10 protein-coding genes are annotated in these 20,160 nt (G+C 40.7%); 9 read left to right on the top strand and 1 reads right to left on the bottom strand.

The genetic code is table 11. The features are described from left to right. Nucleotides 1-401 precede the first annotated feature (401 nt). Together AB5443_RS18985 and AB5443_RS18980 are read left to right on the top strand one after the other, a co-directional pair. Nucleotides 402-1,601 (top strand): glycoside hydrolase family 88 protein, encoded by a 1,200-nt coding sequence (locus tag AB5443_RS18985; RefSeq protein WP_277134188.1) that lies wholly within the window; start codon nt 402-404, stop codon nt 1,599-1,601. 62 nt (nt 1,602-1,663) lie between these two features. After that, nucleotides 1,664-5,752, top strand: a complete 4,089-nt coding sequence (locus AB5443_RS18980) for a hybrid sensor histidine kinase/response regulator transcription factor (RefSeq protein WP_277134190.1) — start codon at nt 1,664-1,666, stop codon at nt 5,750-5,752. A 53-nt stretch (nt 5,753-5,805) separates the two neighbouring features. On the opposite strand, the gene AB5443_RS18975 is transcribed toward AB5443_RS18980, so the two are convergent. Beyond that, on the bottom strand, nt 5,806-6,255 hold the full coding sequence (locus AB5443_RS18975) for a DUF5053 domain-containing protein (protein ID WP_073342531.1): 450 nt from the start codon (nt 6,253-6,255) through the stop codon (nt 5,806-5,808). A gap of 491 nt (nt 6,256-6,746) precedes the next feature. On the opposite strand from AB5443_RS18975, the gene AB5443_RS18970 reads away from it, so the two are divergent. From AB5443_RS18970 to hepC, 7 genes are read left to right on the top strand one after another with little or no spacing between them, the layout of a single operon-like run. Then, nucleotides 6,747-8,156 carry an alpha-L-fucosidase gene (locus tag AB5443_RS18970; RefSeq protein ID WP_277134276.1) on the top strand — a complete coding sequence of 470 codons (1,410 nt, stop codon included), beginning with the start codon at nt 6,747-6,749 and terminating at the stop codon, nt 8,154-8,156. A 37-nt stretch (nt 8,157-8,193) separates the two neighbouring features. Continuing rightward, nucleotides 8,194-11,436 (top strand): TonB-dependent receptor, encoded by a 3,243-nt coding sequence (locus AB5443_RS18965; protein ID WP_277134194.1) that lies wholly within the window; start codon nt 8,194-8,196, stop codon nt 11,434-11,436. A 10-nt stretch (nt 11,437-11,446) separates the two neighbouring features. Next, nucleotides 11,447-13,219, top strand: coding sequence for a RagB/SusD family nutrient uptake outer membrane protein (locus AB5443_RS18960; RefSeq protein ID WP_277134196.1), 1,773 nt, complete (start codon nt 11,447-11,449; stop codon nt 13,217-13,219). Between the two features lie 24 nt (nt 13,220-13,243). Beyond that, complete coding sequence (locus tag AB5443_RS18955) at nt 13,244-15,046, top strand: TonB-dependent receptor plug domain-containing protein (RefSeq protein ID WP_368114320.1); 1,803 nt, start codon at nt 13,244-13,246, stop codon at nt 15,044-15,046. 14 nt (nt 15,047-15,060) lie between these two features. Next, on the top strand, nt 15,061-16,212 hold the full coding sequence (locus tag AB5443_RS18950) for a TonB-dependent receptor (RefSeq protein ID WP_368114321.1): 1,152 nt from the start codon (nt 15,061-15,063) through the stop codon (nt 16,210-16,212). Nucleotides 16,213-16,224: 12 nt separating this feature from the next. Beyond that, complete coding sequence (locus AB5443_RS18945; RefSeq protein WP_368114322.1) at nt 16,225-17,913, top strand: RagB/SusD family nutrient uptake outer membrane protein; 1,689 nt, start codon at nt 16,225-16,227, stop codon at nt 17,911-17,913. A gap of 16 nt (nt 17,914-17,929) precedes the next feature. Next, complete coding sequence (hepC, locus tag AB5443_RS18940; protein WP_277134202.1) at nt 17,930-20,053, top strand: heparin-sulfate lyase HepC; 2,124 nt, start codon at nt 17,930-17,932, stop codon at nt 20,051-20,053. The last annotated feature ends 107 nt before the right edge of the window (nt 20,054-20,160 follow it).

The raw sequence follows: 20,160 nt of genomic DNA, 5'->3' as shown, positions 1-20,160 counted from the left end.
ACTAATTCCGAGCTTGCGCAGATTTATTTTTAATACTTAATGGATTTATGGTTAATGATGCATAGCTTTATTCGTCTGACAACTGTTTCTTTTTCGTCTGACAGTTGTTAGACGAAAGAATAACAGTTATCAGACGAAAGTTTAACAATTGTCAGACGAATAAAGTTATGTATAACGGGGATTAAATCATTGTATACTACCAATAAAGTTTTAGAAAAACTAAGTTTAGTTCATTTCAGTACGGTTATGAATATCTGAAAACGGACAACTTTTGTACAAAATCAAACACCACTAATATGGAAACGGACATAAAAAGAGAGTATTGTAAAACCGATGTCTGTAAGTTAGTCTACCTTTGTTGTTGGTATGTGGAGAAGTAATAACAGAAATAGATTGAGACAATGAATAGCAAACTTCTAATGGTGGCAACAGGAATTATTTTCCTGGCTGCTTGTAATGTTCCGAAAGAAAATGAGATGAAATGGTTTGACCGTGCGGTGAATACATCCGGACATCAATTGCTCTATATGGCAGAAAAGTTGAAAAATGAACCGGATACCCTCTGTTTCCCACGTTCTTTGAAAGATGGAAAATATCGCTTGGAAAAACCTTTGGATTGGACTTCCGGTTTTTTCCCGGGCTCCTTGTGGCTGGCGTATGAGCTTACAGCTAAGGAGGAATTGGCAAAACAGGCACGTTTGTACACTGACCGTCTGGAAGCGATGCAATATTATACGAAAAATCACGATTTGGGGTTTATGATGTTTTGTAGTTATGGGCAGGGCATCCGTCTAAAACCGGAATCTGCGGACAGCCTGATTCTCGTTCGCGCTGCCGAAAGCCTTTGTACGCGCTTTGAACCGCAAGTCGGATTGATTCGTTCCTGGGACTTTGGCAATTGGAGTTATCCTGTCATTATTGATAACATGATGAATCTGGAGATGCTTTTCTGGGCATCGGAACAGACTGGTAATCCGAAGTATCGGGAAATTGCCATAGCACATGCCGACAAAACACTGAAGAATCATTTTCGGGAAGATATGACATCTTATCATGTAGTCAGTTATTTGCCGGAAGATGGTACAGTTGAGTCGAAGGGTACTTACCAGGGATATGATGATGAATCGTCTTGGGCACGTGGTCAGGCTTGGGCCGTATATGGATATACCATGTGTTATCGTTTCACAAAACAACAAACTTATCTGAAAGCGGCTTATAAGATCGCTGAATTTATAATGAGCCATTGCCCGTCCGAAAAAGACTTTATTCCTTATTGGGATTATAATGCTCCGAACATTCCCAATGAACCTCGCGATGCTTCGGCGGCTGCCATTACAGCTTCCGCCTTGTTGGAATTAAGCGGTTATGGGGACAAAAAACAAGGGCGGAAATATTTCCGTTATGCCGGGCAAATCTTAAAACAGCTTTCTTCAGAAACATACTTGGCAAGGGAAGGAGAAAATCACGGATTTATTCTCATGCATTCGGTGGGTAGCTTTCCGCATAATAGTGAAGTCGACACCCCATTGATTTATGCCGATTATTATTATCTGGAGGCTTTGAAACGATATAAAGATATTAAAGCTAACGGATATATGTGATAAAAGTGGCTGGAAATATATATCTTTGTTTGAGTTAAAATGTTCTTGAACCGTGATTACTTATGAAAAACCGATATATACAAATTTGTTATTTGATTGTTTTAGCCATTTGTTTCCAATTTATTCCGATATCTACTTTATTGGCAGATGAGGCTCCAGTTCGTTTTAAACGTTTGTCTGTAGATGATGGATTGTCGTACAATACAGTGCTTGCTTTAACTCAAGATCATAACAATAAGATATGGGTGGGCACTACTGAAGGATTGAACTGGCATGACGGTTTCCGCTTTGCGTCCTTTTATAAATCTTTGGGCGATACTGCCAGTTTGGGGAATAACTACATCTATTCTCTTTATACTGACCGAAAGGGAACTGTGTGGGCTGGGACAATGGTCGGACTTTCCCGGTATAATATTATAGGTAATGATTTTACAAATTACTCATTACCGGGCAATCAGTCGGTTCAGGTATTTGCCATAGAAGAGCCGGCAGATAGGGAACAGTTGTTGTTAGGAACCAATCGGGGATTGGTTCTTTTTGAGAAAACGGATGGCAAGATGAAAATGCTCCCCCAGTTAGAAGGGAAGAATGTTTATTCCGTTCGTGCTATAGGAGACGGGGCATTACTTGGAACTTCAAAAGGTATTTGTTTCTATTATTTTCGTAATGGTAATATTGTTCAATTGCTTCCTGAATTAAAAAATGAAGTAATCTCCAGTATCATTTATGATGATAAGACCCGGAATTGCTGGCTGGCGTCATTGACGAACGGAGTATATTTGATAGATGACAAATTTCAGGTTCGAGAACATTATAACCGGAAAAATTATCCGAAACAGTTTGTTTCTGATGCTGTCCGGGCTCTTCAACTGGATGATCGGGGAAGATTATGGATTGGAACGGTAGAAGGACTGCTGATTCTCCAACCGGATACAAAAAGTATTTCGCAATATCGCTTTTCCTATGAAGACCCTTCTTCTTTGGGACATAATTCTGTACGTTCTCTTCTAAGGGATCATCAGGGAGGAATGTGGGTAGGCACCTATCACGGAGGGCTTAATTATTATCATGTATTAGCTCCTGATTTTCGTGTCCTGCAACATTCTGTCTATCGTAATTCATTGAGTGACAATACTGTCAGTTGCATAGCGGAAGATCCTTTTGACAATAATCTTTGGATTGGTACAAATGATGGAGGGTTGAATCATTATGACAGGACAACCGGGCATTTCACTTGTTATTCCGATGAAGGCAACAAAGTCGGCTCCTTACGTTCGAATAACATTAAATGTGTGTTTCCCAAGAAAAATGGTTCTGTTTATATCGGTATGCATAGCGGCGGGTTGAGTCATTTGAACGTCAAGACTGGACATATAAGTAATTATGATATTCCCGGTGCCGCATCCTTGGAAAATAGTTGCTATTCACTGTTGGATGGAGACGATGGTACACTTTGGATTGGTTCGATGGCTGGTTTATATCGTTTTGATTATCAAACAAGACAAATCTCTTTGCATCCTTTGGCAGTCAGATATCCTCAATTGAAAGGTGTGCTTGTCTCTACTTTGTTCCGTGATTCAAGACGGCGTGTCTGGATTGGCACGGAAGAAAGCTTGTATATGTGTGCTGATGGAGAAATGCGAGTGATGGCTGATTCGGCAGGGGCTTATTCTCTTGGCCTGATACAGGCGTTGTGTGTATATGAGGACACTAGCCATGTCATTTGGGTAGGCACTTCTTCCGGATTGTACCGCTATAAAGAAGGAACCTCTCTTTCATGGGAGCGTTATTCTATGAGCGACGGTTTGCCCGATGACTGTATCAGCGGTATTTTGGAAGATAAAAAAGGGCGGTTGTGGCTCACAACGAGCAGGGGACTTTCCTGTTTTGATTTACATAAAAAGAATTTCTGCAACTATGTCAAACAAGATGGTTTGCCGAACAATCAATTTATGCAGTCGGCAGTATGTAGCTCAAAAGACGGCACTTTCTTTTTAGGGACTTTGAATGGAGTCGTCTTTTTTAATCCCGAACACTTCTCCGGCACTCCTTTTACGCCTAACGCAGTGATAACCGGATTGTCCATACAGAATCTCCCCATAAGGCAAGCTAAAGACGGAGATGTCGATTTTTATCAGGCTGACAACGGGAAGTTGCTGGGAGTCTCTTTTCCTTCGGAACTCAAAATGTTCAGAATCACTTTTTCTGTAATAAATTACCTGTCAAACAGCCGTAACAAGTTTGCCTATAAGCTGGAGGGGTACGATTCGGACTGGATTTATGCTACATGGGCGGGAAGTCGTGGAGTGAACTATTGGAATTTGTCTCCGGGTAGATATGTTTTTAAAGTAAAGGCATGTAGTGACAGTGGACAATGGTCAGAAATCCCTGCAGAATTTTTTATTGATATTATTCCGATGTGGTATCAGACGTGGTGGGCAAAAACGTTGTTTTTCCTCTTTATCATCGGTATTTTAGCTTTTGTATTTTATTTCTTTATTGTTCGTGCCAAGATGAGGATGCAGGTACAGATTGAGCATATCGAACGGAATAAGATAGAAGAAATCAGTCAGGAGAAAGTCCGTTTTTATATTAATATGTCTCATGAATTGCGCACACCTTTAAGTCTGATATTAGCTCCGTTAGAGGAATTGTTGGGCGAAAAGAACTCTTTCGATCCCGCTGTGCAACAAAAATTGTCTTATGTCTATAAGAATGGACAGAAATTATTGCATATTGTCAATCAGCTACTTGACTTCAGGAAGGCAGAATCGGGAACATTACCTATCAATATCGTTTCAGGGCCGGTTGAGAGCATGGTAATGAATGTATTCAATTTATTTATAGAGAATGCACGGAAACGAAATATTAATTTCCATTTCCGTTCGGATTTGAAAGATGAATTATTTCCTGTTGACAGGATGTATTTGGAAACGATATTGATGAATTTGCTTTCCAATGCGTTTAAGTTTACTCCTGACGGCGGAGAAATCTCATTATCATTGTGGAAGAAGGAGTCTGTCTACGGATTTGCGATACGTGATAACGGTATAGGTATTCCGGAAGAGAAACTTTCCCGTATTTTCGAACGCTTTTACCAAGTGGACGATAATCAGAAAGGTTCCGGCATTGGCTTGTCTTTGGTGAAATTGTTGATAGACAAGCATAGGGGCACGATAGAGGTCGCTAGTGAAATCGGAAAATTTACAGAATTCAGGGTGATTTTGCCGGTAGACATCCACATATTTCCGGCTGAAGAACAAAAACAGGACACGGAAGCGGCCTTCACTTTATCAGAACCTATGTATTCTCCTATGGATGTTTCCTACATGGAAGAGGTTGTAGTTAATACCACTGACATAGAGAAACCGGATGGTAGGGAAGAAGAGGGGAGAGCGACTATCCTGCTGGTGGATGATAATAAGGAAATGGTTGATTATTTGAAGGATAATTTTAAATCGGAGTATATCACGTTGATAGCCGGAAACGGGGAAGAAGCACTGGAAATGATGAAGGAACAGAAAGTGGATTTAATTCTTTCTGATGTGATGATGCCGGGAATAGATGGTATTAAGTTATGTGAGATTGTGAAGAAGAACATGCAAACTTGCCATATTCCGGTTATTTTGTTGTCAGCGAAAGGTAGTCTTGAGGCACAGACTGCGGGTATTCAGGCAGGCGCGGACGATTATATCCCCAAACCATTTTCTATTAATCTTCTGAAAGGGAAGATTAATAATATCCTGAAAGCCAGGCAGCGTTTGAGATACTATTATTCCAGTACGATTGATATTGATGCGGCAAAAATGACTTCGAATAAGCTGGATGAGGAATTTATAACCAAAGCCATTCAGACTGTGGAAGAAAACATCTCTGATGAAGACTTTACAGCCGATGACCTTGCGGAGAAGCTTTTTATGAGTCGCTCGTCATTATACTACAAAATGAATTCCATATCGGGTGAACCGCCGGCAAATTTTATTCGGCGGATACGTTTCAATATGGCGTGCAAATTACTGTTGGACGGGCGTTACTCCATATCTGAAGTGAGTGCCATGGTAGGTTTTGCATCCCGCTCTTATTTCTCTACTAGTTTTAAAAAGTATATGGGTTGCATGCCTTCTGATTATGTGAAAAAACAGAGAAAATAGTTTAAATGATAAGAGGTATCTGAAAATGACAGATACCTCTCGATTGTGTAGTTCTATGAAGTTTGCTCAATAAGTTGAGCTGTTTTTTTTATATTTATACCTAAATCATTCAATGCTTTTATTAGGATTTTCTTTTCGTCATCTGTGAATTTTGCAGGTATTCCATTTACAACGCTCCCATTGATTCGCTGGTGCAACCACGATCTGGATTTCTTAAAATAATTAGATGCAATATAAGACCATGAAATTGCTGGAAATATATTGTCTAAAGTTAAACGTAGATTAGTCTCTTTTATGATAGACTCCGATTGCACAATGGCTTCTTTGGCACCTTCTACAAATACTTCCGCAAAGATTTCTTTTTCTTTTTCATTCTTATTGGAAAGAATAGACTTCATCTTCTTTGAGAAATCTGCTTCATCTTGTGAAGATTGTAAAGAACAGAATTCTTGTAAAAGCCCGTCTAACTGTTCTTTAGCATACTGTTTCTGTGATAAATCCATATTTTCTCCTTTCTTTTTTATTAATTCATGAAGTAGCTCCCCTGCTGAGGGGAGCTTTTTAATCTTTCAACTGTCGAAGCAATTCGTTCAGCTTATCCAGCTGAATGTCTATTAGCTTTTCCAATTCTCTTCTGGAGAATCCTTGTTCTACCACTTCATCTCCATATAGAGAATAGAACGTTAAAACGCGTTTAACATGTTCTATTTGAGCCTTTAGCTCTTGCTGATCGATCATTACTTCAATGAACTACTATGCAAAGGTAATAAACATTTGTATATTATGAAAGGAAAGGGCGATAAAATGTTGCCGGAACGGAAAAATGCCGCTTGAAGGTTCTTCTGGATAAAATCTAAAAAGATTTGATAGTTTTTAGCACTCTTCTGGCAGTTATCGGACAAACAAAAAATGATACAAAACACCCTTTCATTTCAATCCTCATATCTTAGCGGTGAAATTTAAAACCTCTAAAACAACGGTAAGTATGAGAAAAATGAAAAGCATGAAAGTGGTATTGGCTGCTTTGTTCGGACTCTCTTTTTCCTGGAATGTATGTGCACAGCAAAGTGATATTAAAGATCAAGGGTATGTGCACAAATCATCCACCTCTTATGAATATCCGACAGACCCGGCAGTACTGCAGAAATTAGATCAATGGCGAGACTTGAAATTCGGTGTACTGTTCCACTGGGGACTTTATTCCGTACCGGGTACTTTCGAGTCGTGGCTGTTGTGTTCGGAAGAAAGATTTATTCCACGCCGCACTAAAATCTTCGGTGATATGCCTTATGATGATTTTAAAAAATGGTATTGGGGATTAAGCGAGTCTTTCAATCCAACGAAGTTTGCTCCGGAAGTATGGGCGGACATTATGAAAGATGCCGGTATGAAATATATGATTTTCACTACCAAACATCACGATGGTTTTTGTATGTTTGATACGAAGGAAACTGATTTCTCGATAGCTAAAGGACCTTTTAAAAACAATCCTTTAAAAGATGTGACTTATCAAGTGTTTGATGCTTTCCGTCAGAAAGACTTTATGATAGGTGCTTACTTCTCCAAGCCCGACTGGCATTGCAATGATTACTGGAGTAGAGACAGGGCAACGCCCACCCGGAATGTGAATTATGACATCAAGCTGAATCCGGATAAATGGAAAAGTTTTCAAGAATATACGGCTAATCAAATCAATGAACTCATGACGCGTTATGGTCGGGTAGACCTTCTTTGGCTGGACGGAGGCTGGGTAAGAGCTCCCAAGGAAGACATCAAAATGGATCAAATCATAGATAAGGCACGCGAATATCAACCCGGATTGATAGCGGTGGACCGGACTGTGCCCGGCCGGAACGAAAACTACCAAACGCCGGAACTGACCATTCCTAAAGAACAACTGGAGCATCCTTGGGAAAGTTGCATCACACTGACTAATCATTGGGGGTGGTGGAAAGACGCTCCTTACAAGTCGGCAGCTCAAGTAATCAATATTCTCACGGAGATTGTAGCCAAAGGCGGTTCTTTGGTTTTGGGCGTGGGACCTACACCGGAAGGTACTATCGAGGAAGAGGGAATACAGCGTTTGAAAGAGATAGGGCAATGGCTGAAAATAAATGGTGAAGCAATTTACAACACACGCACTACTCCTGTCTATCAAAGTGAGAATATCTGGTTCACGGCTAACAAAGATGGAAAGACACTGTATGCTATCTATGCACTGCCGGACAATGTGGAATTGCCGCAGGAAATTGTATGGGAAGGAAATGAACCTGCCGGCAAGATGGTATTGCTTCAAAACGGTCGTAGCGTGAAGTATCGGACGAAAGACGGCAAAGTGACAGTAACTCTGCCGAAAGGATTGAAGAATGAATCGCTGGTTTTCAAATTTAAGCAGAAATTATAATGATGCTTTTTGTTTAACTATTTAACATTATCAAAGTATGAAAAACATCTTAACAGGTCGCATGCGGAAGGTTTTATTTATCGCCGTATGTATCAGGTCGTCTTTGTGGGGCGAGATTTGTTATTCCGCAGAGACGGGTAGGATTTTGTCGGGCAGTGACACCGGCAAAGAGTGGGTCAGTTCCGCTTTGCAACAGAACAAAAGTATAATAGTTACAGGGGTTGTTACGAGTGAGGGTGGCGAACCTATTATTGGTGCTACTGTACAAGTGAAAGGGACTTCCACAGGAGTTATCACAGATATTGACGGCCGTTATACAATAACGGTACCTGATGGAAATTCAATTTTATCGGTTTCATTTATTGGTTACCAGTCACAAGAAATAAAAGTAAACTCCCGAAGGGGGATTAACGTACGTTTACAGGAAAATGTACAAAGTCTGGACGAAGTAATGGTTGTGGCATATGGTGTGCAGAAAAAGGCGACATTGACCGGTGCTATATCAAGTGTCGGTACGGAGGCTTTACTGAAATCCCCTAGTGCCAGTGTCACCAATTCGTTGGCAGGGCAGTTGCCGGGAGTTTCTTCCATGCAGGCAAGTGGACAACCGGGAGCTGACAATGCGAAAATATTTGTACGTGGTGTAGGTTCATTGACGGAAGGGGGAGCTGCTCCGCTTATTCTTGTGGATGGCGTGGAGCGTTCTTTCTATCAAATGGATCCTAACGAGATAGAATCTATTAATGTATTAAAAGATGCTTCGGCTACGGCTGTATTCGGAGTGCGCGGTGCAAACGGAGTCATATTGGTCACTACTCGCCGGGGAGAAGAAGGAAAGGCCAAAATTTCGATTAGCTCGAATGTCGGCATTCAGATGCCTACCCGTATATTGGATGTGGCAGACAGCTATACAACCGCTTCTTTATTCAGAGAGGCACAACGTAATGACGGAGTTGCAGATGACCAGCTGGCTTTCTCGGAGTATGATATGGAACGTTTTCGTTTGGGGGATTCTCCTATTCTGTATCCCAATGTGAACTGGTATGATTATTTGATGAATAAGGCTGCTGTTCAAACCCAACATAATGTAAGTATTTCCGGAGGAACAAAAGATATCCGTTATTTTGTATCGTTAGGTTTTTTGTTTCAGAATGGTTTGTTTAAACAACTGGACGGGCTTGATTATGATAACAATTACAGCTATACCCGTTATAACTATCGTGCCAATCTTGATGTAAACCTCACACGCACCACTACGTTAAAGTTCGGCATGGGCGGAATTGTAGGCAACCAGCGTGACCCGGGAGGCAGTGGCAATGTATGGAAACAACTTACGTGGTCGTTGCCATTCTCATCTCCGGGAATTGTCGACGGGAAAAAAGTGGTGACACAGAGTACACGTTTTCCCGGAGTTAAAATGGAGAATCAAGTAATTAATGGATTTTATGGCTATGGTTATGACCGCAAAGTCTCGAATAATATGACATTCGATTTGAACTTGTCTCAAAATCTGGATTTTATAACCAAGGGGCTTTCTATTGAAGCGAAAGGGGCATATAATACGGATTACTCTTACATCAAAACCGTACGGGGACATGTGGAAACATATACTCCTTTTTATAAATCCGAAATAGACGGATCGGGACTTGATGTTGAAGACCCTGATTTTGATAAGAGTCTTGTGTATCGGATAACGGGGGAAAATATGATGAAAACGTATGGAACCGGAGATAAAAAACGTGCCCGTGACTGGTATGTGGAAGGAAGCATTCGTTATAATCGCAAATTCGGAGAACATAATGTCGGTGCCTTATTGCTGTACAACCAAAGTAAAAAGTACTATCCTAATTATCCTAATAAGTTTTGGGATGTCCCGACTGCTTATGTTGGCTTGGTAGGTCGTTTGACTTATGATTATAAGACGAAATATATAGCAGAATTTAATATTGGCTATAATGGTTCCGAGAATTTTGCGCCGGATAAACGTTTTGGTACATTCCCTGCAGGTTCTATCGGCTATGTTATAACAGAAGAGAAATTCATTCCTAAAAATGATTTCTTAACCTATCTGAAAGTGCGTGCTTCTGTCGGATTGGTCGGTAATGACAATATGTCCAGTAACCGCTTCCTTTATTTGCCGGACTCTTATTCAATAAATAATTCCGACTGGCTGCAGAAAGCCTATCAGGATAAGAACGGGTATATTTTCGGATTGACGAATACAGCCTATCAGACAGCTGCGAAAGAACTTATGCTGGGAAATTCGAATGTAACCTGGGAAACTGCCTTAAAGCAGAATTACGGTATAGACGCTTATTTCTTCAATGACCGTTTGAAGTTGACATTTGATTATTTCCGGGAAAATCGTCGTGATATTCTGATACAACGCAGCACTGTTCCTTCCTTGATTGCAATGAATGGCATATTACCTGTGGTTAATATGGGTGAAGTCAATAATCAAGGATATGAAGTTGATTTAAAATGGAATGATCGTATTAAGGACTTTTCATATTATATAAATACAAATGTCTCTTATTCTAAAAATAAAATTATTTATCAGGATGAAGTAGAACCGAACGAACCTTATATGTGGCGTACCGGACACGAGGTGGGAGCCCGTTTCGGATATCTGGCACAAGGGTTCTATAATGAGGATGACTTTGATGCGGATGGTAATGTTCGTGCGGATCTGCCGCAACCGCAGGGGAAAAAATATCCCGGTGATATTAAGTTTGCAGATTTGAACGGTGATAATATCATTGATAATGACGACCAGACCAAAATAGGAAACCCTAAACGCCCGGCTTATACGTTCGGTTTAAATTTGGGTGGAGAATATAAAGGCTTTTTTGCTTCCATGAACTGGACGGGAGTAGCCCAGTGTGATATTGAGATGGCAAATGCTTATAAACGTCCTTTTTATGAGGGGCAGGTACTTTATCAATATATGGCTGACGGGCGTTGGACACCTGAAACAGCAGCAACGGCTGTGTATCCCCGTTTGTCCATTGCAAGTTCGACTAACCAAGAGACATCGAGCGTATGGTTGAAAGATGCTTCATACATCAAATTGAAAAATCTGACGATTGGATATAATATTACTCAACAGAAGATTTTAAAAGCTATCGGCGCCTCTAAGTTGACGGTTCAATTTACCGGCTATAATCTCTTGACATTTGACAAATTGAAAGTTTTTGATCCCGAAGGAGAATTGACACGTGATACGAATACGTATCCTATTATGAAAATCTTCAGCTTGGGAGTGAATGTAACTTTTTAAAATGATTATTATGAAAAACAAAAGTTTAATTATTCTATGCGGACTTCTGGCTAGCTTATTCATCGGATGTGAAGACCTGAAGTTCGGTGATAATTTTTTGGAGAAGCCCAATAGTGATGATGTATCTATTGATACGGTGTTTTCTTCTAAAAAGTATGCAGATCAGGCCCTAAACCAGTTTTATAAGAGTTTGTGGGATTTTATGCCTACCTTGAGAGGGTGTCATCCGGAGGGGCTTATTTTGGATGGATATACTGATATAGGATATGCACAACCAATCTCATGGACACGCGGAGACTTTAATTCTTCTTCCAGTTGTATTAACTTTCCCTATTTCCCTTTTCATTCACAGATTACTGAAGTGACGGGAAATCCTTCTTTTGGTATAAGGAAGGCTTATATTTATATTGAAAATGTAGATAAAGTTCCCGATATGACTGATGACGAAAAGCGTATTCGAAAAGCGGAAGCCAAGGTAGTCATTGCTTTTCACTATACTCAAATGATTCGTTTCTATGGTGGCATGCCTTGGATAGACCACGCGTATGCGGCAGATGAGATTTTCCAGTTTCCTCGTCTGACGTTGGAGGAAACAGTCAATAAAACAGTTGCGTTGTTGGATGAGGCGGCAACCGATTTGCCTTGGTCTACCACCGCTGAAGAATATGGACATATGACAGCAGCCGCTGCTAAAGCGTTGAAGTTCCGTTTACTCTTATTTGTTGCCAGTCCATTATTTAATAATAAAGTACCCTATTATGACGGACAGGCGGCTACTGAACTTCTGACTTGGTATGGAAATCAGCAGGATAGCCGTTGGGAGGCTGCTTTGGAGGCAGGAAGAGAGTTCTTGCGCCTGAACATGCAGAATGGTGATTATTATCGGATTGAAAATACAGGGAATCCCAGAGAGGACTATGTAAACGGCTATTTTACGAAAGGCAATCAGGAGGTTGTGATGGCTTCTTTCCGTTGGGGAACTTATGATGGCGTAGATAAACCGTTCCGTATGTATGAATCCGGTTATGGTATCCCGCGTGGAAATTATGCGGATATGTTCCAATGGAAGGATGGTTCTACATTCGATTGGAATAATCAGATACACCGTGTGCATCCGTTTTTTGATGAAAAAGGACAGCCGAACCGTGATGTGCGTTTATATGAGAACTTGCTTGTAAATGGTGATAAATGGCAGGGGCGAACAGCAGAAGTTTATAAAGGTGGACGCGAAGGATATGGTTCGGGAAGTTCTGTGCAGAAGAAAACTCAATTTGGTTATGGATTCCGCAAGTTTATTCGTGATAAGAAGAATGAGATGAAAGGTAAGCCTTACTCTTGTCCCATGATTCGTATGCCTGAGATTTATTTGAGTATAGCCGAAGCTATGAACCAATTGGGGAAGGCTAACGTGCCCGATGAATTTGAGAAGACCGCTTATGATTATCTGAACCTCGTGCACGAACGTGCAGGGTTGCCGGGGGTAACTTCCGCTAAGGTGCCGCAAGGTGATGCATTGTTGAACTACTTATTGGATGAACGTGCCCGTGAATTCGGACAGGAAGATGTTCGCTACTTTGATATGATGCGTCATAAAAAGGGAGCGGAATGGGCTACACGTCCCATGGAAATGCTGGAAACGACGAAGGTCGGAAGTGGCTTCGAGTATGCAGTGAGTACGCGTGACGATATTAAATATTATTGGAATGAATATTGGTATTTACTGCCATTTCCTGTAAGCGAAATCAATAAGAAATATGGATTGATTCAAAATCCCGGCTGGTAATAAGGTTAATTAAACGATTTGATTATGAATAAATTATTATTTACGATAGGCTTGTTATTCATCTCTTCGGTAAGTCTGGTGGCGCAGGAGATGATGAATGGCATTGTGAAAGATGGCTCCGGTAAACCTCTTTCGGGTGTAAAGGTATCAAAGGTAGGAGAATTCAAAAATAACAATGTCACTGATGAAGACGGTTTGTTTTCACTCCTGTTGAAGAAAGGTGATTATATAGAACTGAATTATGCAGATGTAGCAACCAAGCGGATTAAAATCACAGGGGATACCCTGAATTTGGTGTTTGATATCAAGAAAGACGCGGTTGTTGATTTGGGATTTCTAAAGCGGACAGAAGACACCCAAACCCAGTCTGTGACTGCTATTTATGCTGACTTGCTGGAAAAGAACGCGACTTCTCCCGACCGGGTGAATAATGCGCTTTTCGGATTGATATCAGGGCTTCATCTGACTCAAACGGTGGGTTGGGATGCTAATGCTGGCATGAATATACGTGGTCGTGGTGGTTTGGGTAGCGGAGTTCCCTTGGTGTTGGTGGATGGATTTGAACGGGGACTGACTAATATGACAATAGAAGAAATAGAGTCCGTCCAAGTCTTGAAAGATGGTGCCGCTACGGCTTTGATGGGTGCCAGAGGGGCTAATGGAGTAATCTTGGTGAATACAAAAAGAGGTATTTATAATTCGTTTGATGTGGATGTGAACTATCGTCATGGTTTTGATTTTCCTGTCAACCGGCCGGAAATGGCGGATGCTTATACATATGCTATGGCGCAGAACGAAGCGTTGTATTATGATGGTTTGCCGTTACAATACACGAAAAGAGACTTGGAACGGTTTAAGGATGGTACGAATCCGAATTATTATCCGAACGTCAACTGGTATGAAGAGGGTACGAGGAATTTCAGCGAAAACAATCAGTTTAATGTAATGATGCGTGGTGGCGGAAAAAGAGTACGGTATATGGCGTTGTTGGATTATAAGAATAAGTTTGGTTTGTTGAATGAAGATTATACTCACTATTCGGATCGTTATAATTCTCAGATACGGACTTATGAGTTAGGACTGCGTATGAATTTGGATGTGGATATCACTTCCAGCACCCGAATGAAGTTTGGCTTATATGGCATTATTGGGGAAGATAAGCGACCGAATACGGATATTAATACCATCTTCCAGAATTTTTATAAAGTACCTGCCGCTGCATTTCCGGTGAAGACGCTGAATAATAATTGGGGGAGTAATACGCTTTTTAAGATGAATCCGATTGCGGCTATTGCAGATGTGGGATATGTACAGGAAAACCGTCGTATGTTGGAAACAGATATGCGGATTACTCAAGATTTCTCTATGTTCCTGAAGGGGTTGAGTGCGGAAGTGGCTGTCGCTTATGATAATACTGCCACTTTTCAGGATATAGGTAGTAAGACCTATAAGTATGAAGTCGGTTATCTGTCGGAAGAGGGACTCCCTGTAAGTGAGACTTATGGTACGGATAGCAAGGTGCAGATAACCAAGTCTGTATTGTCTGCCCAATTGATACGTGCCAGTGTTGAGGCTAAATTGAATTATGACTATACATCCGGTAAGCATCAGTTGTCGGCTTCGGCTGTCTATCGGCAGGATATGAAAGAGCCGTTGGAAAATAACGCCTCTTACTATCGGCAGAATGTAATGGGATTTGTCGGTTATAATTATGACAACCGTTATATGGTAGATGTTGTCGGTAATTATTATGGTACAAGTGTTCTGTTGAAAGGCGATAAGTTCCGTTTCTATCCGGCTGGAATCTGGCTAACGAAGATTTCCTGAAAGGGGCTTCTAACTTGGACTTGTTGAAACTTCGGGCTTCTTGGGGACGTTCTGCGGTAGATGAACTTGATTATGGATTGGGGAATTATTTCTGGACAGGGGGTACAGGATATCCTTTCGGAGATGGTATGACAGTAGTCAATGGTTTGAAAGAACAAAGGTTACCTGTATATGGCTTGAATCTGGAGACTGCAGACAAATATAATGTGGGAATAGACTTGCGTTTATGGAAGAACTTCACGGCAACGGCGGAGGTGTACTATGACCATCGTACTAATATTTTAGTTGCTAATAATAATGTGTCCGGCATATTAGGCATCGACCCGCCGAAAGCCTGCATAGGTGAAGTAAAGAGCCGTGGTGTAGAATTGAGTTTGGGATGGACTGGACAACATAAGGATTTCAATTATTTTGTAAATGCGAATTGGGCATTGAATGATAGTGAGATTGTTGAAAACGGACAGGCCTATCAGCCTTACGACTATTTATATACACGCGGACATAAAGTAGGACAATTGTTCGGATTGGAAGCCGTCGGTTATTTCCGTGATGAGGAGGATATTGCCAAGAGCCCGGAACAAACATTTTCGGTGGTTCGTCCGGGAGATGTGAAATATAAAGACCAGAATGGAGATGGAAGGATAGATAGTGAGGATAGGGTAGCAATCGGCAAGTCTACGACGGTGCCCGAAATGGTGTTCGGCTTGAATCTGGGATTCGAATATAAAGGCTTTGGAATGGATATGGTCTTTAATGGAGTGAGTGGGCTGACCAAACAATTGAATGTGGCAAATGTACATCAGCCCTTACGTAATGGCAATACCAATATCGCGACTTGGTATTTGAAAGATAAGATTCGTTGGACGGAAGCTATGAAAGATGTCGCCAATGTACCCCGTCTTTCTACATTGTCGAATGAAAATAATTATCAGACTAGTACACAATGGATTGAAGATGGTTCATTCTTGAAATTACGTAATCTGAATGTCTATTATAATCTGCCGCAGAAATGGGTGAAAAAGATGAAATTAGATAAACTTCAGATTTATGCTAAGGCTCAGAATGTATTTTCTATAGATAAGATTGATTATTTCAATTGTGAAGATCTGACATTGGGGTATCCGGATTTATTCTCTGTATGTCTGGGTCTGAATATTAACTTTTAAATAAAGATAGTTATGCGAAATATAAAGAACTATGTAGTAGCGGCTTTCGCTCTGTTTTTATTGGACGGATGTGATTTTCTCGATTACGATGAAACTAGCGGAAAAACCAAGGAAGAAGCCTACAGCTATTTTAATAATATGAACTCATCGGTAGCTTATATATATGGCTTCTTGCCGACTGATTTTGGGAGGGTGAATGATGCGATGATGGAATCTGCTACCGATAATTCTGTCTATACTTGGTTATATAATAGTATCTATTATATAACCAATGGTATTTGGAGTCCTCTAAAGCGTGTCGATGATGGCTGGAGTTTCTGGAACGGAATTCGTAGCGCCAATTTATTCCTTGAAAATTTTGATCCGAAAGTGCTTGAACGTTTTCAGTATAATGAAGATTATGATGAAATGATAGACAAGGCTTCTAAATTTTCTTTGGAAGTCCGTTTCTTGCGTGCGTTTTATTTATTCGAACTGGCTAAACGCTATGGGGATATTCCTTTGATAACACGTACTTATACGCAGGAAGAGATTAATTCTGTACGAAAGACTTCATTTGCGGATGTGATAGATTTCATAGCAAAGGAATGTACGGAGATAACCCGGGAAGGAGGACTGCCGGAAGATGGTGTCAGAGGCGAGACAGGCAGGGTGACCAAAGGTGCGGCACTGGCTTTAAAATCAAGGGCTTTACTGTATGCGGCAAGTGATTTGCATAATCCCGGTCGTGACTTGACAAAGTGGGAAGCGGCAGCTAAAGCGGCTTATGAAGTCATCGGTATGAATAAATATCAATTGCCGAAAGTCTCGGCCGACCCCTTGTATTCGGATTTAGGGGGTAATGAGGTTTTGAAATCCAAGCAGTTGATTTTTGAGCGTCGTGCCATTGCAACCACGAATGATTTTGAGTCACGCAATGAACCGATGGGATATGAAGGGGCAGAAGGTGGAAATACTCCTACACAGAATCTGGTGGACGCTTATGAAATGAAGGACGGAACTCCGTTTGACTGGAATAATCCGACGCATGTAGCAAATATGTATTATGATACTGCCAATAAAGAAACTCGTGACCCTCGTTTATACAAAAACGTACTGACCAATGGCTCGATATGGCAGAAGCAAAAGGTGGAGACTTTTGAAGGCGGTAAAAACAAGACATTGGATGGTTCTACGAAAACTGGATATTATCTGCGTAAATATATGAATCCGTCCGTATCACTCGATCCGAATAAACCGAATAAACTGTATCATCACTATGTCTTGTTCCGTTATGCCGAGATATTGTTGAATTATGCAGAAGCTATGAATGAGTGGAAAGGCCCGGATGCTACGGCAGAAGGATGCCCGTTGACGGCACGCGAAGCCTTGAATCAGGTTCGTGATTGTGCTGATATGAAACATGTGACTGAAAATGGAGCGGACTTTACAGCAAAGGTTCGCAATGAACGCCGCATTGAGCTGGCTTTTGAGGGGCATCGCTTCTATGATATTCGCCGTTGGAAGATAGCGGGGTTGGATGAAGTTAGGAATATCTATGGGGTAAAGATAAAAAAGAACGGGACTTCTCTGTCTTATGAAAAGGTCTTGTTGCAGCAAATGCATTGGGAGGATAAGATGTATTTGTTCCCATATCCCCAAAATGAAATTTATATGAATGCCGATTTGGGGCAAAACCCGGGATGGAGTAATGGTAATTAATTCAAATTGAATCAGTATGAATACAAAAATATTTAGTTTATTATTTTTGCTGGGTGTGCTCATGACTGCCTGCAATGATGATAAGATTATTTTCTTTGAGAATCATGTCAAGGAAGAGGATAATGGCGGAAGTGAAACATCAGTTCCAAGACTGTTTGAAGTAATCAATCTTGATTATCCCGGTTTGGAGCAAGTGAAAGCATATTGTGAAAAGAAAGATTATAACTCCGCCACTTCGACATTGTTGGAATACTATCGCAACAGGGAGGACGTGATTAATCCTAATCTTAAGAATCTGACGTCTATTGGTGATTTCAATAAAAATATTGCTGACCAGGCTTTAGAATATCGTTTTTATGTAAAAGATAAATACGAGTCAAAAGATGCAGCAGGAAAAGAAACGTACGTCCTGTTTAAACAAGAAGATGGAATAAACTGGAATTATGTCCCTGATAAGTTTAAGGGAGATGCTGAATTTGTTTATCAGTTGCATCGTCACCAGTGGATGATATATCAGGCAGAGGCATATTCGGTTACTCATGATGAGAAATATGTCAAATCATGGATAGAGGTTTATGGTGATTGGTTGAAAACGTTTCCTTGCCCTGAAGGGAAAGTCGATAAAAGCAAAAATGTGGAATGGTATGGACTTCAACCGGCTCATCGAATACAAGCACAGCTTGATATAATGTCTTATTGTATTCAATCGGAGAACTTTACTCCTGAATGGCTTTCTACATTTCTCGTTGCGTTGTCGGATGGAGTGGAATGTATCCGTAAGAATTATTATAAAGAGACTAATATTCTTATTACTCAAGTGGAGAGTGTTGTTTCTGCCGGATTATTAATGCCGGAATTCAAGAATGCAGGTGAATGGCTGAATGAAGGGACAGCGAAGATTACTGAACAGGTGGAAGCACAATTCTTAGGTGATGGGGTACATGTAGAACTGACTCCCGGTTATCATATAGAAGCTGTTTATGCTTGCAATAAGCTCTATAATATGGCACAAGTCAACAATAAAGTCGGATACTTCCCGACCAATTATGTCGGATTATTGAAGAAAGCCGCCCGTTTCGTAATGGATATTACGTATCCCGATTATTCTTTTGATAATTTTAATGATACAGGTGCTAGTTCATGGACTAAAAGTGTACTGTTAGGTAATTTCCGTAGATATATGGCCATGTTCCCTGATGATAAAGAGATAGAATGGATGGCAACTGAAGGGCAACAGGGAAAGGCTCCTGAAGAATTAATCCAGCTCTATAAGGATGGCGGTTATTATATGTTGCGCAGCAAGTGGGCGCCGGATGCAACCATGATGGTTTTGAAGAATAACAATAATCCCAAGAATTATGTGCACTGCCAGCCGGATAACGGAACTTTCAGTTTATATCGTGATGGACGTAATTTCTTACCGGATGCAGGTTTCTTTACTTATGGAGGAGATAAAGAAAGTGATAATCTGCGCAAATCATATCGGGCAACCACCATGCACAATACAATGACCAAGAACTCTGCCACTATAGCAGATGGTTATATGAATGGAAAATTCTTGTTGCAAGAAAGCAAAGGCAATATCGATGTGCTTGTAACAGAAAATAAGTCCTATGGTGACTTGACACATCGTCGTGCCATATTTTTTGTGAACAAGACATTCTTTGTTTTGGTGGACGAGGGCTATGATGCCGGTAAAACTACCCCGGTGGTGGATGTGACTTTCAATTTGGGTAATGCGCCTAAGGTTGTTGTTGATGAAGCTGATAAGGAGAACTTTCAGTATGGTGCTTACACAAAATTTGACGATAATAATAACATGCAGTTTAAGACATTTGTTGAAACTAATTCCGGATATGTAGCTAAATGGAGTACTAATTGGTCCTCTAGTAAGCAGAATGAGAAAACGCTTCAACGTAAATGGTATCGCGTGAGTATAACCAAACCGATGGGAGGTGCGGCACGTTTTATTACGGTAATCCATCCGTTTACGAATGAGTCTGAACGTGCAAGCTTGAATATTAGTGCTAAATTTACAGATAATATAGGTGCGACTCCCGGTACATTCCATGCTGATGGGGCTTCTGTAGAAGTTTCCGTAGGTGGTAAGAAGTACGATTTATCTTATAAATTAAAATAGAATTTTATCTTGATATTTGTATCATAGGAAAAAGTTTTGATATAGAGATGAATTAGTAATTTAACTCTTTTTTCAGGTAACTGAAATGGTATGGGATTGATTATTTT

This window comes from Bacteroides sp. RTP21281st1_H5_RTP21281_210402, from assembly GCF_040918965.1.
GTDB classification, from domain to species: Bacteria; Bacteroidota; Bacteroidia; order Bacteroidales; family Bacteroidaceae; genus Bacteroides; species Bacteroides congonensis.
Note: the sequence above shows the minus strand (reverse complement) of the source record. Positions and strands in the feature narration are given on the sequence as shown.

Excerpts from the sequence above, each read along its gene's own strand:
- AB5443_RS18985 (WP_277134188.1), top strand. The coding sequence starts at position 402 with ATGAATAGCAAACTTCTAATGGTGGCAACAGGAATTATTTTCCTGGCT.
- AB5443_RS18980 (WP_277134190.1), top strand. The coding sequence starts at position 1,664 with ATGAAAAACCGATATATACAAATTTGTTATTTGATTGTTTTAGCCATT.
- AB5443_RS18975 (WP_073342531.1), bottom strand. The coding sequence starts at position 6,255 with ATGGATTTATCACAGAAACAGTATGCTAAAGAACAGTTAGACGGGCTT.
- AB5443_RS18970 (WP_277134276.1), top strand. The coding sequence starts at position 6,747 with ATGAAAAGCATGAAAGTGGTATTGGCTGCTTTGTTCGGACTCTCTTTT.
- AB5443_RS18965 (WP_277134194.1), top strand. The coding sequence starts at position 8,194 with ATGAAAAACATCTTAACAGGTCGCATGCGGAAGGTTTTATTTATCGCC.
- AB5443_RS18960 (WP_277134196.1), top strand. The coding sequence starts at position 11,447 with ATGAAAAACAAAAGTTTAATTATTCTATGCGGACTTCTGGCTAGCTTA.
- AB5443_RS18955 (WP_368114320.1), top strand. The coding sequence starts at position 13,244 with ATGAATAAATTATTATTTACGATAGGCTTGTTATTCATCTCTTCGGTA.
- AB5443_RS18945 (WP_368114322.1), top strand. The coding sequence starts at position 16,225 with ATGCGAAATATAAAGAACTATGTAGTAGCGGCTTTCGCTCTGTTTTTA.
- hepC (WP_277134202.1), top strand. The coding sequence starts at position 17,930 with ATGAATACAAAAATATTTAGTTTATTATTTTTGCTGGGTGTGCTCATG.